The sequence below is a fragment of the Streptomyces sp. NBC_01445 genome, from assembly GCF_035918235.1.
Lineage (GTDB): Bacteria > Actinomycetota > Actinomycetes > Streptomycetales > Streptomycetaceae > Streptomyces.
Genome location: NZ_CP109485.1, coordinates 5,549,488 through 5,565,000 on the forward strand (window position 1 = coordinate 5,549,488; position 15,513 = coordinate 5,565,000).

Genomic DNA, 15,513 nt, shown 5'->3' on the forward strand with positions numbered 1-15,513 from the left:
CGGCATTCGTACACCCAGCGTAGTTCGCCGGATCCCAAGCGTTAAGGGGCATAGTTCCGGATGGCGGGAATATTGTCCGTACGGGAGTACGTGCCCGGGGCGCCGCCGTCACGGTGTGCTCCGCCCGTGTGGCCGTGCGCCTGTGCGTGCGCTCTTCTGCGGTCATGGGGGGAGGGCTTCCATGGATGGTGCGTGGGTCGGCCCGCTGTACTGGATCCAGCGGGCTGGGGGACACCGCCGCCTTCATCCCCGCGGGCGGCGGACCGGTCCGGGAGGTGCAGGGCGCCTCCCGGACCGTGCGTTGCGCGCCGTGGCCGATGTGGTGTGCACAGGTCTGGCCATCCACGGCCGATTTGGCCGAAAAACGATGGTGCCGTACGGCGTCACCGATGCCCCCGAGCGGTCTCTGGGGGGTTCAACTGCCGCTCAAAAGGGGCGCATTCGGTGGCGCACGTGCCGCCCGGTCGCCTCTCTCGTAGGCCTCCTTCGTGGCAGCATGGGGACTCTGTTCCTGTGATTTCCTCTGATTCCTTCTGACGAGGTTCTGTCCACAACCTGTGGAGGCGGCGATGCGGTGGTTGGTGGGGTGGAGCAGTACCGCCGCCGGGCCCGTGCGGTTCGGGTCCGCGGGCTCGACCGGACCTGACGGGGAGACCGTCCATCCCGTGGGTTCGCAGCTCCTGTGGGGTGACCCCGATCCGCTGTGGGCGGTCGGCGACTGGCGTCCGGACGAGGTCAGGATCGTCAGCGCCGACGAGCAGACCCGTATCGCCGTACTCGGCACCTGCGGCGCCACCGACGAGCAGCTGCGGGTCGGCCTGTTCGCCGCGCGCGGCGGGGCCCTGCGCCACCTCACCGCCTGGTCCGGCAGCTACACCGCGGTCGTCCAGGTCGGCCGGCGCCTCATGGTCGCCGGTGATCTCGCGGGCGCACGGCCCGTGTTCTACACGCCCTGGGCCGGCGGCACCGCGTACGCGACGGCCGCCCTGCCGCTCGCCGACCTGATCGAGGCCCACCTCGACATCGGCCATCTCGCGGCCCTGCTCGCCGCCCCCGACGTGCCCGAAGCCCTGCACGACTCGACGCCGTACCAGGGCGTACACCGCATCCCGCCGGGCCACGCGCTGATCCTGCGCGCCGGTGCCCGCGAGATCGCCGGCTACGAACCGGTCGCGTCGCTCGCCGTCGCCGCGCCCTCCGCGGACCCCACCGGCGCGGTGGACGCCCTGCGCGACGCGCTCGTCGAGGCCGTACGCGCCCGGCTCGCCGCGCCCCGGCACGTCCCCGGCGCCGACATCGACCCGGGACCCGTCCCCGGCATGGGCCCCGCCGAGCGGCGCGCGGCCCGCGGCATGCCCGTGCCCGGCATCGGCGCCGACCTCTCCGGAGGACCCGCGTCCGGAACTCTCGCGCTGCTCGCGGCGGGACTGCCCGGGCTGCCCGGCACGGTCCTCGGCCACGGCACGGGCGCGGGCGAACGCCTCCTCGCCGTCACCTTCAACGACCTGTCCGCGGGCGCCGAAGGACGCGAGGCCGAACTCCAGCGCGCGGGCGCCATCGCCGCGAACCCCCGGCTGCACCACGTCGTCGTCACCGCAGGCGAAGAGGCGCTCCCTTACGCCGAGTTGGACGGCCCCCTCACCGACGAGCCCGGCCCCTCCCTGATCACCGCCGCCCGCCACCGCACGCGCCTTCTCTCCGGGAGCGCCGACCACTTCACGGGCTACGGCGCCCGCCAGGTCCTCGACGCGCACCCGGCCCGCCTTGCCGACCTCCTCATGGACCGGCGCCGGCGCCACATGGTCAAGCCGGTCGCCGCGCTCGCCAAGGCGGACGGCGGTTCCGTGCTGGTGCCCGCGCGCGTGTACGGCGCGGCGCGCAAGCTGGCCCGCACGCCGTACAAGGCGGGCATCGCAAGCCTCGCGGAGCGGCTGCTGCAGCGGAATTTCGAGGACCCGGGCGGTGAAGCGGGCGCCGTCGGCGCATCGCTCGCGGCCCTCGCCTGGGCGAGACCGGGGCCCGCCGCGCGCTGGCTGACGGGCGAGGCCCTCGCTGAAGTATCGGTTCGCCTCCAGGACGGCGCGACGCGTCCGGGGCCAGGACCGGGGCAGCGGCCCGGCGCGTTCCGGGCCCGCGCCGCTCTCGCCCGTCACGCGGCGGACCTGCGCGTCCTCGAACAGGCCGCCGAGGTCCGCTTCCAGCGCCTGCACGCCCCCTTCCTCGACAACCAGGTCGTACGCGCCTCCCGCGCCCTCCCCGAGGCGCTCCGCGTCCGGCCCGGCGCCCGCGCCGACATCCTGCGCACCGTCCTCGAAGGCGCCGGCGTCAGCGAACTCCCCGCCGGCTGGGGCGCCCCCTCGCACGCGTCATCCGCCGCGGCGGCCCGCACCGGCCTGCGCGTCCGTGCCGACCACCTCATCCAGCTCTTCGACACCCCGCTCCTCGCCCAGACCGGCCTGATCGAGGCCCGCGTCGTCCGGAAGGCCCTGCGCGCGGCGGCCGACGGCGAGCCCCTGCCGCTGGACGGCCTCGCCGACCTCGTCTCCCTCGAACTCTGGCTGCGCCGCCTGCTCGCCCGCCGCGGCACCTGCTGGACCGGCACCCCGGCCCGCCAGCGCGCCGTCCCCACCGGGAGCGTCGCACCGCAGCGGGGCGCACTGGGAGCCGGGCGCTGAAGCACTGCGCCCGTGGTGTCCTCAGCACCCCGAACCGGAATCCGCGCGACTGAGCCCGTCCCGACCGTGAGAATGGACCCGTGCGGTACCGAATCCTGGGCGTCACCGAGGCGTACGACGATCAAGGCACACCCCTGCCCGTGGGCGGACAGCGCCTGCGCGCCCTGCTCACGTCGCTCGCGCTGCAAGCCGGCCGCACCGCCCCCGCGGACGCGCTCATCGACGACGTATGGGCCGACGAGCCACCCGCCGACGCGACCGCCGCCCTCCAGGCCCTCGTCGGCCGACTGCGCCGTGTCCTCGGCAAAGACGCCGTCACTTCGGAGGCGGGCGGCGGCTATCGCCTCGCCGCCCGCCCCGACGACGTGGACCTGTACGTCTTCGAGCGCCTCGCCCGTGAGGGCACGGCCGCCCTCACGGCGCACGACCCGGCGACCGCGTCCCGCGCCCTGCGCGACGCGCTCGCCCTGTGGCGCGGACCCGCACTCGCCGACCTCGCCGACCGCACCGCCGCGACCCGCCCCGAGGCCCAGCGCCTCGAAGCGGCACGCGCGCGCGTGGCGGCCGATCTGCAGCTCGGCCGCGCCGCGGACGTCGTACCGGAGCTGACCGAACTCACCCGCGCCCACCCGTACGACGAGCCGCTGCACGCCCTCCTCATCCGCGCCCTGCGCGACGCGGGCCGCGGTGCCGACGCACTCGCCGCCTACGAGACGGCCCGCCACACCCTCGCCGACGGCCTCGGCGCGGACCCCGGACCCGAACTGGCCGCCCTGTACGCCGACTTGCTCGACCCCGCCCGCGTCCACGCCGGAGAGTCCGGCCGCCCGGCGCCGCCCCGGCAGTCGCAGCGCGCCGGCAATCTGAGGCCACGCCTCAACTCGTTCGTCGGCCGGGAACCCGAACTCGACGCCATCCGTTCAGACTTGCGAGCGGCCCGCCTCGTCACCCTTACCGGACCGGGCGGCTCCGGCAAGACCCGCCTCGCCGAGGAAGCCGCCGCCGAGCACCCCCGTGCCTGGCTCGCCGAGCTCGCCCCGCTCGACCAGCCCGAGGCCGTGGCGGGCGCCGTCGTCAGCGCCCTCGGCCTGCGCGAGACGGTCCTGATGACCAGCGAGCACACTGCGCCGCAGGACGACCCCGTGGCGCTGCTCGTCGAGCACTGCGCCCAGCGCAGCCTGCTCCTGATCCTTGACAACTGCGAACACGTCATCGGCGCCGCGGCCGAGCTCGCCGAGACCCTCCTCACCCACTGCCCCGGCCTCACGGTCCTCGCCACCAGCCGCGAACCCCTGGGCGTGCCCGGCGAGTCCGTGCGCCCCGTCGAACCCCTGCCGCCCGACCCCGCGCACCGCCTGTTCGACGAGCGCGCCCGCGCCGTGCGCCCCGACTTCGACGTCACCGGCGACCCCGAGGCCGTGGCCGAGATCTGCCGCCGCCTCGACGGCCTGCCGCTCGCCATCGAACTGGCCGCCGCCCGCCTCAGACTCCTCACCCCCCGCCAGATCGCGGACCGTCTCGACGACCGCTTCCGCCTGCTGACCAGCGGCAGCCGCACCGTACTGCCCCGCCAGCAGACCCTGCGCGCGGTCGTCGACTGGTCCTGGGACCTCCTCGACGAGCAGGAGCGCACGGTCCTGCGCGAGGCGTCCGTCTTCGCCGGCGGCTGGGACCTGGAGGCCGCGGAGGCCGTCTGCACCGGCCCCGCATCCGACCTGATCGGCGCGCTCGTCGACAAGTCCCTCCTGGTGGCCACCCCGGGCCACGGCAGCATGCGGTACCGGATGCTGGAGACGATCCACGAGTACGCGACCGAACGCGCCGCCGAGACACCGCTGCTGCGCACCGAGGCCGAGCGGCGCCACGTCGCCTGCTTCCGAGCCCTCGTCGAGAAGGCCGACCCGCTCCTGCGCTCCGCCGAGCAACTCCCCTGGATCGAGCGCCTGGAGACGGAGCTCGACAACATCCGCGCCGCCCTGCACCGCTCCACGGTCACCGGCGACACCGAGTCCGCGGTCGAACTCGCCCTCTCCACCGGCTGGTTCTGGTGGCTGCGCAACTACCGCAGGGAGGGCGCCGAATGGGTCGGCCACATCCTGGAGGAGCTGCTCCCGACGCCCCGCCCGGAGCGTCCGGCCCCCTCCGAATGCCGGGGCCCCCGGTCCGACGGGCGGACGTTCCCCGCTGCGGGCGACCTGGCGGACGAGGACGACCCGCTGTACTGGCCTCTCATGGAGCTGCGCCTCCTGCACATCTTCTTCGTGGCCCAGTCCGAACCCGAGAGCGCCCTGCGCGGGGAGGCCGACCGTGAGTACCTCGTGCGGGTGCGCGACGCCTTCGCGCGGCCCGGGCCCACGGGGGCCCGCTTCCCCGGCATCATCTGGCCGTTCACCGTGCACTTCCTGGACAACCCGGAAGACGTCAGGGCCGCCCTCGACCAGGCCATCGCCAACTGCCGGGTGTACGGCGGCGAGTGGGAGGTCGGCGTCACCCTGATGTTCCGTACGCACACCGCCGTCGACGGGCCGGGCAACCTCACGGGCGTCGACGACGACGTCGCCGAGCTGCGGACCATCAGCCGCCGCGTCGGGGACCGGTGGATGCGGGCCCAGGTGTGCAGCGCGGCCGGTGAGGCGGCCATCGCGCGCAGCCGGTTCGACGAGGCGAAGGGCGAGTTCGAGGAGGCGCTGCGCCTCGCCTACGAGGTGGCCGCCTATGCGGAGGCACCGTTCCTCATCGCCCGGCTCGGAGAGATCGCCTACCGCTCCGGTGAACCCGAAGCGGCCCGCAAGCTCCTGGCCGAGGCGAGCGGGGAGGCCGACCGGTACGGGGTGCCGGACCCGCATGCATACGTGCACCTCCTGAACGCGCTGATGGCGGTGGAGGACGGCGAGGTGGCACGGGCCCGCGCGCTGTGCGACGAGGCGGCCAGGGAGTCGTCGCGCGGTACGCCGCCTCCGCAGTTCACGGCGGCCGTCGGGGGTGTCGACGCGCGGATCACCGCGGCCGAGTCGGGGCCCGCGCGCGGCCTCTCGGTCCTCACCGACGCCCTGCGGTACGCGGTCGAGACCCGTTGCGCGGAGATCGTCAACGCGGGCCTCGCGGGCCGCGGAGCACTGTTCCTGGCCCAGCTGGGCGACACGGAGGGCGCGGTACGGCTGGTGGCCGCGTCCGACGGCTGGCTCGGCGGCGCCGAGCGCCCGCTGCCCGAACGCGCCGAGATCGAGGCGATGGAGGCGGAGGCGGTCGCCGCACTGGGCGCCGACAGGTACGCCGAAGCGCGCGCCGCGGGGGCGGGACACACGGCGGCCGAGGCGGTCACTCACCTGACGGAACACGTCCGCCGCTTCAACTAGGACCGCTCACGCCTCAGCCGGGGCTCACCGGCAGGTGAAACGGGACTCCGCCCAGTCCCCGACCGCGAGGGAGTCGAAGTTCGTCTGTGGCTCGGTGACCAGCCGGATCGCCGTGCGCCCCGCGAGATTCACATGAACCGGAACGGCAGCGTCCCCGCCCCTGAGGACCTGCGACCTCCACAGGCGCACCCCGTCCGCGTACACGGAGAACCGCACCGCTCCCGTGCCGAGCGTCATGTCGTCGACACCGGCGAAGGCGTCGTAAGCGGTGCAGCTGCGGTTGAGGTCGATGGTCACGGAGGATTTCGCGTGGACGGTGACGCCGTTCGCGTACTGCTTGTCCGCGACGCGCAGGCCGTAGCGCTGCCACACCCAGCTGCTCTCGCCGGGCCGGATCTCCGGCTCGGTGCCGTCGCCGAGTCCGGCGTACGACAGCTGATTGAGCTGGTAGACGGCCGGGGCGGGCGAGGGAGGCGTGGGCTTCGGAGTGGGCTCGGGCGTCGGCTTCGGGGCCGGCTTCGGGGGTGGTGTCGGCTTGGGCGTCGGCTTCGGGGTGGGCGTCGGCTTCGGCGCGGGCTCGGGGGGAGGCGTCGGCTGTGGCGGGGCCGGCGGCTCGGGCTTCGGCTTCGGGGGAGGCGTCGGCTTCGACGGGGTGATCGGCTGCGAGACCGCCGGCTTCTCCTTGCGCGCCTCCGGCTTGGGCTTCTGCGGATCGCCCGCGAGGGCGATCGCCACCGCCACGGCCACGCCCGCCGCGACCACACCGGCCGCGATGCCCGCCTTCACGGGCGCGCCGAGCCCCTCGGACGCCGCGGCGCCCCCGCCCGCGGCCCCGCCGGAACCGCCGCCCGCCGCGGCCGCCGCACCGGCGCCCGCCGCACTCGCGGCGCCGCCGCCGATGAGCGCGACGACCTTCGCGTACCCGGCGGCACCGAACCAGCCGATGACCGCGACCGGCACGACACCGGGGATCCCGCTGGCGACTTCCTTGATCTGACCGGCGGCGAGCCGGCACTTGGCGCACTCCTCCAGATGCTTGCGCAGGCCGCGCTCGGCCCGGGTGCGCAGGCTGCCGCGGGCGTACGCGCCGAGCCGGTCGGCGTAGCGCGCGCACTCCTCGTCCTGGGTGAGGGTGGTGCTCACATGGGCCTGGAGGTACGCCTCCTTGAGGCCCTCGCGGGCACGCTTGGCCAGCACGCGCGTGCCGTTGGCGTCGAGGCCGAAGAGCGTGGCGACCTCGCTGGGCGACTCGTCCTCGACCTCCGTGTGCCACAGGACGGCCTGCCAGCGCTCCGGCAGGGACCGGAAGGCCTGCATGGCCATCGACTGCTCGGCCTCGTGCATCGCGAGGACGTCGGCGCCGAGATCCAGGGTGTCGTCGTCGGAGACCTCACTGGAGCGGGCGGCCTGCTGGGCGAAGACCGCGAAGTCCTCGACCAGGTGCTCGCGCTTCGCCGACTTCGTCCAGCCCGCGGCGACGCGGCGCACGGTGGTCAGCAGATAGGCGCGCACCGCGTGCTCGGGCCCGCTGCCGCCCCGCACGGCCTGAAGCATGCGCGCGAACACCTCGGCGGTGAGGTCGTCGGCGGTGTGCGCGTCCCGGCAGCAGGTGCGTGCGTAACGGCGAACGGCGGCCGAGTGACGGCGGTACAGCTCCTCGTACGCGGTGTCGTCGCCGGACCGCATACAGGCGATCAGGTCGGCGTCCGCCGGAGGCGTTTCACGCGGGGGCGGCAGGACGGAGGTGCCCGGATCCACGCCGTGCTCGCGCTGCTGCGGGACGCTCAGGTCGGAGCGGCCCTCACCCGGGGCGTCGGAGGGGCCGGCGGGGGCTGAGGGGCCGGGGGGTTCGGAGCCTGGCGAGTCGTCCCGGCGTGGACCTCCCTGGCTCGGCACCTGCCGCGCGGGCAGCCCGCCGGTCCCGGTGTCGCCCGCACCACTGTTCTCGAGTGGCTCGCCCCGCCCGTCAACACTCATCGCGGAAAGCCCCCGACCGCACACTCAGACCCGAACACGCGGGAAAGAGTGCCACAAGGGTGGCCCGCACCACCTGCCGGTGTCCGTCAACCACTCATCCGTGGAAACTTCCTACAGCGAAGCAATAGCTGTCACTCGTACGGGTAGTGGTCAACTTTCGTGTCAAAAACGGGAGTTGGCCGCGCGCGACGCACATGTGTCACCCACGGCCGTCCCCACAGCCGGCACCGCGCGCATCACCTGGCACCGCGCCCGCCGAAGGCCGCCGCGGCACCCCAGGCGTCGGTCACACGCCCAGAACCCGCCCCGCCCCGGGTGCGCCCAGCTCCACCGGTCCTGCGCGGTACTGCCCGCCCTTACGCGGGCCGCGACCGCAGCCCTTCGAGCAGGATGTCCAGAAGTCGCGACGAGGCCGCGGCCTGCTGTGCGGCGTCCGGCAGCGAGGGCGCCGCCGTGGCGATCACCAGCAGTACGTCCGCCACCGTCACGTCCGCGCGGAGCTCCGACGCCGCGCGCGCCCGGTCCACGAGCTGCCCGACGACCTCGAGCAGCTCCGCGGCGCCCGCGTCGTCCGCCGGCACGGCCTCGGCGACCGGGGCCGTGCGCTGCTCCACGAGACGCAGCTCGGGCGGGACGCCGGCGTGCCGCTGCTGCGGAACCCGCGTGTCGTCCCGGACCGCGCCCGCCGCGTCGGCCCGCTCGTCGGGGACGCCGACGCGCAGCACCTGCGGAGGCAGCAGCCGCCCCGCACCGGAGGCGACGGACGTGCGCAGGAAGCGCGACAGCGCCGACCACGGCTCGTCCTCCTGGCCGAGGGCGGCCCGCGCCTGGTCGGTCAGCCGGGAGGTCTCCTCCTCGGCTATGCGCCGCACCAGTACGTCCTTGCTCGGGAAGCGCCGGTACACCGTGCCGACACCGACCCGGGCCCGCCGCGCCACGTCTTCCATCGGTGCGCCGTACCCCAGCTCGCCGAAGACCTCACGCGCCGCGCGCAGGACGTGTTCCAGATTGCGCTGGGCATCCACGCGCAGCGGCGCGGCACGCGAACTGTCGCCCGCGCCGCGCCCGTTACCGCCCGCCGTGGCGGCCGGTCCGCCGGCCACGGCCGAAACGGAAGCCGCGGAAGTCCATTGAGAGTCCTGAATGTGCATATGTGTTCCCCCGGTAATGACGTCTCCCCCCGGAGACTCTCCCCGCCATTGGCAACCGGAGCGTGAGGAACAGGCCAGTTCCACGGACCCGTCCGACGGATCCGTCAGCGCATCCCCCGACACCCCGACAGCACACGAACATAGTTGAGCCGGAGTCAATTCAGAAGGGGCAGGTTCCGCACAGAGCGCCCCCCGAACGGAGTACGCGGCGATTCCACCCCGATTGCACCCCCGCGCCTCACCCGCTACACGCCCGCTGACCTGCGGACATGTCCCGTACTCCGGCAATTCGCCCGACCGGCTGCCGGTGCGGCCGCCGGTCACACAATTTGCCGGGGCTGTGGACAAACTCAAGTGGCCGATGCGTCATGGGGTGGTGCCGATGCCGAAGACTGCTTCTTCCCGGGGGACGGCCCCGGAAGTCCCGCGTACGCGCGTCCTCGTCGTAGGGGGCGGATATGTCGGGATGTACACCGCCCTGCGGCTCCAGCAGAAACTCAAACCGGAACTGAGAAGCGGCCGGACCGAGATCGTCGTCGTCACCCCCGACCCGTACATGACCTACCAGCCGTTCCTGCCCGAGGCCGCCGCCGGATCCATCTCGCCGCGCCACGTCGTCGTGCCGCTGCGCCGCGTCCTCGGCAGGTGCCGCGTCATCGTCGGCGAGGTCACGGCGGTCGACCACGGCAAGCGCACCGCCACGTTCACCACGCTGGCCACCGAGGAGGAAGGCACGGGCGCCGTCGAGATCACGTACGACGAACTCGTCCTGGCCCCCGGCTCCGTCTCGCGCACCCTGCCCGTACCCGGGCTCGCCGACCACGGCATCGGCTTCAAGACCGTCGAAGAGGCCATCGGCCTGCGCAACCACGTCATCGAGCAGCTGGACATCGCCTCCTCGACCCGCGACCCCGCCATCCGCGACGCGGCCCTCACCTTCGTCTTCGTAGGGGGCGGTTACGCGGGTGTGGAGGCACTCGGCGAACTCGAGGACATGGCGCGCTACGCCGCGGGTCACTACCACAACGTCACCGCGGACGACCTGAAATGGATCCTCGTGGAGGCCAGCGACCGCATCCTCCCGGAGGTCGGCGAGGAGATGGGCCGCTACACCGTCAGCGAACTGCGGCGCCGCAACATCGACGTACGCCTGCGGACCCGGCTCGAATCCTGCGAGGACCGGGTCGCCGTCCTCGACGACGGCTCCCGCTTCCCGACCCGCACCGTCGTGTGGACCGCGGGCGTCAAACCGCACCCCCTGCTCGCCGCGACCGACCTGCCGCGCAACGAACGCGGCCGTCTCACCTGCACCGCCCAGCTCGCCGTCGACGGCGCTCCGCACGCCTGGGGCGCGGGCGACGCGGCCGCCGTCCCCGACATCACGGCCGGCGAGGAGGGCAAGGAGTGCGCGCCCAACGCCCAGCACGCGGTGCGCCAGGCCAGAGTCCTCGGAGACAACGTCGCGGCCTCCCTGCGCGGCGAGCCCCTGACGGACTACGAGCACAAATACGCCGGCTCCGTCGCCTCGCTCGGCCTGCACAAAGGTGTCGCACACGTCTACGGGCGCAGGCTGAAGGGCTACCCTGCCTGGTTCATGCACCGCGTCTACCACCTGAGCCGGGTGCCGACCGTGAACCGGAAGGCCCGTGTCCTGAGCGAATGGATACTCTCCGGGCTCTTCAAGCGCGAAATCGTCTCCCTCGGCTCGCTCGAACGCCCGCGTGCGGAGTTCGAACTCGCGGCCGGGGGAAACCCGCCGGGCAGCCCCCCGGCGAACCCGCCCCAGGACCCGAAGGGGTCGACCTGACCGGACTCAGGAACTCCCCCTCAAGGACCGGCGTCTGACGGATGTCGGTCCGGTCGGTCAGACTGGTCCATGACCCTGGCCGGCCCCTGACCGTGGGCGGACCGACCGCCACGTTGCCCTTCCCCGCGCTCCCGGTCTCCCGGCCGGACAGGGGAGACCCCACCCGACCTCACGAGGCTTTCCCCACAGTGAACTTCACGCGCTGGAGCGCCCGGCTCCCCGGAACGCAGCGCCGCGCGGCAGCGCGGTCCGACCATGGCGTCTCCCAAAGCCAGCGAGGGGAAGGCGCCGTGCCCGCCGCCCGCCACGAACCCCCGTCCGACGACGACGCGCCCACGCCCGCCGCCGGCATCGACGAACTGCCCGCACGCGAGGTCCTCGACCGCGTCCCGGCCCTCGTCGCCCTCGTCCACGGCCCCGACCACCGCATCGCGTACGTGAACGACGCGTACGTCGCGGCCTTCGGCGACCGCCCCACCGGTGCCCCCGCGCGCGAGGCGCTGCCCGAGCTGGAGGAACTCGGCCTGTTGCCGCTGCTCGACCAGGTCCTGCGCAGCGGCAAGCCGCGGACGGTCAAGTCCCGCAAGGTGGCCGGCGGCCGCTCGTACACGTTCACCTGCACACCCGTGACGGTGCCGGCCGGCGAAGCGGACGGTGACAACGAGGGGGCGGGACAGGAGCGGGCAGGCAGCTCCGGAGTACTCGTCTTCGCGACCGACGTCACCGACCACGCCGAGGCCGCCGAGCGGCTGCGCGCCAGCGAGCGCCGCCAGCGCGAGACCGCCGTCACCCTCCAGCGCTCCCTCCTGCCCCAGGAGCTGGAGCAGCCCGACGACCTGCGCATCGCGGCCACCTACCAGCCGGGCGGCACCGAGGCCGCGGTCGGCGGCGACTGGTACGACGTGATCACTCTCGGCGGCGGCCGCACCGCCCTCGTCATCGGCGACGTCATGGGCCGCGGGGTGCGCGCCGCCGCCGTCATGGGCCAGCTGCGCACCGCCGTCCGCGCCTACGCCCGCCTCGACCTGCCGCCGCACGAGGTGCTCCAGCTCCTCGACGGCCTCGCCATCGAGATCGACGCCAACCAGATCGCCACCTGCGTCTACGCGGTCCATGACCCGAACGAGGGCCGCCTCGTCTACGCGTCGGCCGGCCACCTCCCCATCCTCGTACGCGACGAGAGCGGCACGATCCACCGCGCGGAGGAGCCCACCGGACCCCCGCTCGGCACCGGCGGGTGGCTGCACGCCTCCGGATCGGTGCCGCTCGGCCCCGGATCGACCGCCGTCATGTACACCGACGGCCTGGTCGAACGCAGGGACGAGGACATCGACGAGGGCGTCGCGGCCCTGGAGCGCGCGCTCGCCGGCGCCACCGGCACGCCCCAGGTCGTGTGCGACCGGCTTATCCGCGCGGCAGGCGTCACCGCGGACCACGACGACGACGTGGCCGTCCTCGTCCTCCAGCACCCGGCGCGCACGGGACCCGACGGAGAGCTGTTCCGCAACGCGGCCCTGGAACTCCTCGGCGGCGTCGAAGCGGCCCCACGCGCGCGTGCCTTCGCCTCGGGTGTACTCGCCAGCTGGCGCTTCTCACCGGAGCTGCACGACCTGGGCGTCCTGGCCGCCAGCGAACTCGTCACCAACTCGCTCCAGCACGGCACCCCGCCCATGCGCCTCAGGCTCCGCCGCACCGACCGACGACTGATCATCGAGGTCACCGACGGCGACGACCACCTCCCGCGCCGCCGCCGCGCCGAACCCGCCGACGAGGCGGGCCGGGGCATCGCCATCGTCGCCACGATCGCCTCGAACTGGGGCTCCCGGCGCACCCCGGGCGGCGGCAAGGCGGTCTGGTGCGAATTCGCCCTGCCGCGTACGCCGTAATCCGGGCGGGCCTCAGGCGGACGCGGCCGCGGGCACCGGCTCGACCGGAGCCCCGCCCTCCGCCACGATGCGGCTCTTCGCCAGCGACGGCTGGTCCTGCACGGGCGACAGATGCCGCCCGAGCCGCACCGCGAGGAACGTGATTCCCAGCGAGAACAGCACGAACGTCACGATGTACGGACCGTGCAGCGCGGCCCCCATGGGCCCGCCGACCGCCGGGCCGACGGCCAGAGCGAGCTGCTTGACCAGTGCGAACGCCGAGTTGTACTGACCGACCATCCCGGCCGGCGCCAGATCGGCGACCAGCGGGGCCACGGTCGGCGACAGCATCGCCTCACCGAGACCGAACAGCGCGTACGTGGAGATGAACGCGGCCGTCGCCATGGCCTGGCTGCCGTGCCCCACACCCGCGTACCCGGCCGCGAGCCACGCGACCGCCCACACGAGCCCGACCGCGGCGATCACCCGGGACCGCCTGCGCCGCTCGACGAACTTCAGGACCGCGAACTGCGCGACCACGATCATCGCGGTGTTGGCGGCGAGCGCGATGCCCAGCGTCGACGGGGAGATCCCCGCAGCCTCCACGCCGTACGCGCTCAGGCCCGACTCGAACTGCCCGTAGCAGGCGAAGAACAGCACGAACCCGAGGACGCACAGCTGGACCATGGCCCGGTGCCGGAACAGCGCCCGCAGCCCGCCGCCCGTCCCGGAGTCGCCCTTCGGCACGGCACCGCCGATCGTCGGCGCGTACGGCATCCGCACGAAACCGACGACAGCGGCGAGCACCAGGAACATCACGGCCTCGATGCCGAAAAGCAGGGTGAAGCTCGACGGGCGGCTCTCGTCGACGATCTGGCCGCCGATGAGCCCGCCGATGCCAAGACCGAGGTTCTGCAGGAAGAACTGCATGGCGAAGGCGCGCGTACGGGTGTCCGGCGTGGACGTCCACACGATCATCGTGGCGAGTGCCGGCTGGATCACAGCCGTGCCCGCACCGAGCACCGCCGCCGACAGGATCGCGGTCGTCCGACCGCCCGCGAGCCCGAGCCCGACGGCACCGACCGCCGCCACCATCGTGGCGACGACCAGGACGGGCACGGGACCGCGCCGGTCGATGGCCCGTCCGGTGAACGGCAGGACGACCAGAGCGGCCATGGCGAAGGCGGCGAGCACGATGCCCGCAGCTCCGGCCCCGAGACCTCGCACCTCAGCGACGTACACATAGAGGAACGGGACCGTGAACCCGACGCCGAACGAACTCAGCGCGCTGCCCACCTGGATCCGACGCATCGCTGCGCCCATCGCCCTGGTCACTTTCACCTGCCTTAGGAGTTAGAAGTGAAGACTTCGAAGCTAAAGTTAGGATCTAAACAATACACACCGAAGGACTTCAACGCCAAGCCGCCCGTGCCATACTGCGGGCCATGGGCGACAACCCCGGCGACAGCGAGCCGACCCTCGACGAGCAGATCGCCGCGTACCAGCGCGAGTTCCAGGACCTCGACCCCCAGGTCGAGCAGATCGTCTCCGCGCTCGGCCGCCTCAACAGGCGCATGAACGTCGCCTACGGCCGCCAGACCGCGAACCTCGGCATCACGAACGCCGAGTGGGAGGTCCTCAAGGCCCTCGTCCTCTCCGGCGCCCCGTACCGCATGGGCCCCGGCGACCTGGCGAAGCGCCTCGGCCTCACCCCGGCCGCCATGACCCACCGCATCGACCGCATGGTCGGCGAGGGCCTGGTCACCCGCGACCGCGACGAGTCCAACCGGGTACGCGTCATCGTCGAGCTCACCACCGAGGGCCGCGCCAAGTGGCTCGAGGCGATGCGCCTCGCCTCCGGGTTCGAGGAGGACCTGCTCCAGGACCTCTCCTCCGACGAGCGGGGAGTCCTGGGCGAGGTCCTGACCCGCCTGCTGCGCCGCGTCGAGGACGCCCAGCCGGACGCCGGCGGCCGCCTCACGGACCTCGACTGAAAAGAAGTTGCCAGGAGGGTGTTGACATGCCCCTCCTCGATACGTAAAGTTCTTCGAGTTGCCACGGAGCCGTAACGGTTCTGCGACAGCACCTCCGCCGCTGAAGCGGCAACCCAACCACCAGTACGATCTCCCTCCGGGATCGAATTCGGCGTGCCCGAATTCAATTCGATTTCGGTGCGGCGGCCCGATTAGGAGCCGCCGGGGGAATCCGCTAAAGTCTGGGACGTCGGAACGGCCCAACAGCCGGGAAGACAAGCCCCGCTGACTGGGAATCAGGCCCGAAAGGATCTGATAGAGTCGGAACCGCCGGAAAGGGAAACGCGAAAGCCGAAAGGTTGGAGCGGAAACCTGAAAGGCGCCGAGGAAATCGGACACGAAAGAGTCTGATAGAGTCGGAAACGCAAGACCGAAGGGAAACTGCCCGGAGGAAAGCCTGAGAGAGTCTCTCGGGTGAGTACAAAGGAAGCGTCCGTTCCTTGAGAACTCAACAGCGTGCCAAAAGTCAACGCCAGATTGACAACCCCGGCCCACCTTTGGTGGGTTGGAGGTTCCTTTGAAAAAGTCCTCACTCCCACACCGGGGTGAGGCGCACTAGCGAGGACGCAGTGAATCGTGGGGATTATTCCTCCCGACGGTTCCGCTCTCGTGGTGTAGTCCCGATTACGGGAAAACATTCACGGAGAGT

The 15,513-nt window shown here is 72.8% G+C and carries 8 protein-coding genes and 1 rRNA gene (1 of these 9 only partly in view); 6 read left to right on the forward strand and 3 right to left on the reverse strand.

Features of this window, described 5'->3' with window-relative positions; all coding sequences use genetic code 11:
• The first annotated feature begins 569 nt into the window (after nucleotides 1–569).
• Both OG574_RS25340 and OG574_RS25345 read left to right on the forward strand, forming a co-directional pair.
• Entirely contained in the window at nucleotides 570–2,675 is a 2,106-nt protein-coding gene (locus OG574_RS25340) for an asparagine synthase-related protein (protein WP_326775069.1), read from the forward strand.
• Nucleotides 2,676–2,755: 80 nt separating this feature from the next.
• On the forward strand, nucleotides 2,756–6,031 hold the full coding sequence (locus tag OG574_RS25345; protein ID WP_326775070.1) for a BTAD domain-containing putative transcriptional regulator: 3,276 nt from the start codon (nucleotides 2,756–2,758) through the stop codon (nucleotides 6,029–6,031).
• Between the two features lie 24 nt (nucleotides 6,032–6,055).
• On the opposite strand, the gene OG574_RS25350 is transcribed toward OG574_RS25345, so the two are convergent.
• Together OG574_RS25350 and OG574_RS25355 are read right to left on the reverse strand one after the other, a co-directional pair.
• Nucleotides 6,056–8,008, reverse strand: a complete 1,953-nt coding sequence (locus OG574_RS25350; protein WP_326775071.1) for a sigma-70 family RNA polymerase sigma factor — start codon at nucleotides 8,006–8,008, stop codon at nucleotides 6,056–6,058.
• 356 nt (nucleotides 8,009–8,364) lie between these two features.
• On the reverse strand, nucleotides 8,365–9,159 hold the full coding sequence (locus tag OG574_RS25355; protein WP_326775072.1) for a TetR/AcrR family transcriptional regulator: 795 nt from the start codon (nucleotides 9,157–9,159) through the stop codon (nucleotides 8,365–8,367).
• A 382-nt stretch (nucleotides 9,160–9,541) separates the two neighbouring features.
• Here OG574_RS25355 and OG574_RS25360 point away from each other — a divergent pair, with 382 nt between their 5' ends.
• Complete coding sequence (locus OG574_RS25360) at nucleotides 9,542–10,966, forward strand: NAD(P)/FAD-dependent oxidoreductase (protein ID WP_326775073.1); 1,425 nt, start codon at nucleotides 9,542–9,544, stop codon at nucleotides 10,964–10,966.
• 188 nt (nucleotides 10,967–11,154) lie between these two features.
• Nucleotides 11,155–12,852 carry an ATP-binding SpoIIE family protein phosphatase gene (locus tag OG574_RS25365; protein WP_100598976.1) on the forward strand — a complete coding sequence of 566 codons (1,698 nt, stop codon included), beginning with the start codon at nucleotides 11,155–11,157 and terminating at the stop codon, nucleotides 12,850–12,852.
• Between the two features lie 12 nt (nucleotides 12,853–12,864).
• Here the strand turns inward: OG574_RS25365 and OG574_RS25370 are convergent, their stop codons facing one another.
• Nucleotides 12,865–14,154, reverse strand: coding sequence for an MFS transporter (locus OG574_RS25370; RefSeq protein ID WP_326775074.1), 1,290 nt, complete (start codon nucleotides 14,152–14,154; stop codon nucleotides 12,865–12,867).
• A 122-nt stretch (nucleotides 14,155–14,276) separates the two neighbouring features.
• On the opposite strand from OG574_RS25370, the gene OG574_RS25375 reads away from it, so the two are divergent.
• Together OG574_RS25375 and OG574_RS25380 are read left to right on the forward strand one after the other, a co-directional pair.
• Complete coding sequence (locus OG574_RS25375) at nucleotides 14,277–14,825, forward strand: MarR family winged helix-turn-helix transcriptional regulator (RefSeq protein ID WP_100598978.1); 549 nt, start codon at nucleotides 14,277–14,279, stop codon at nucleotides 14,823–14,825.
• 676 nt (nucleotides 14,826–15,501) lie between these two features.
• Nucleotides 15,502–15,513: ribosomal RNA gene (locus OG574_RS25380) — 16S ribosomal RNA — on the forward strand; it runs 1,516 nt beyond the window's last position.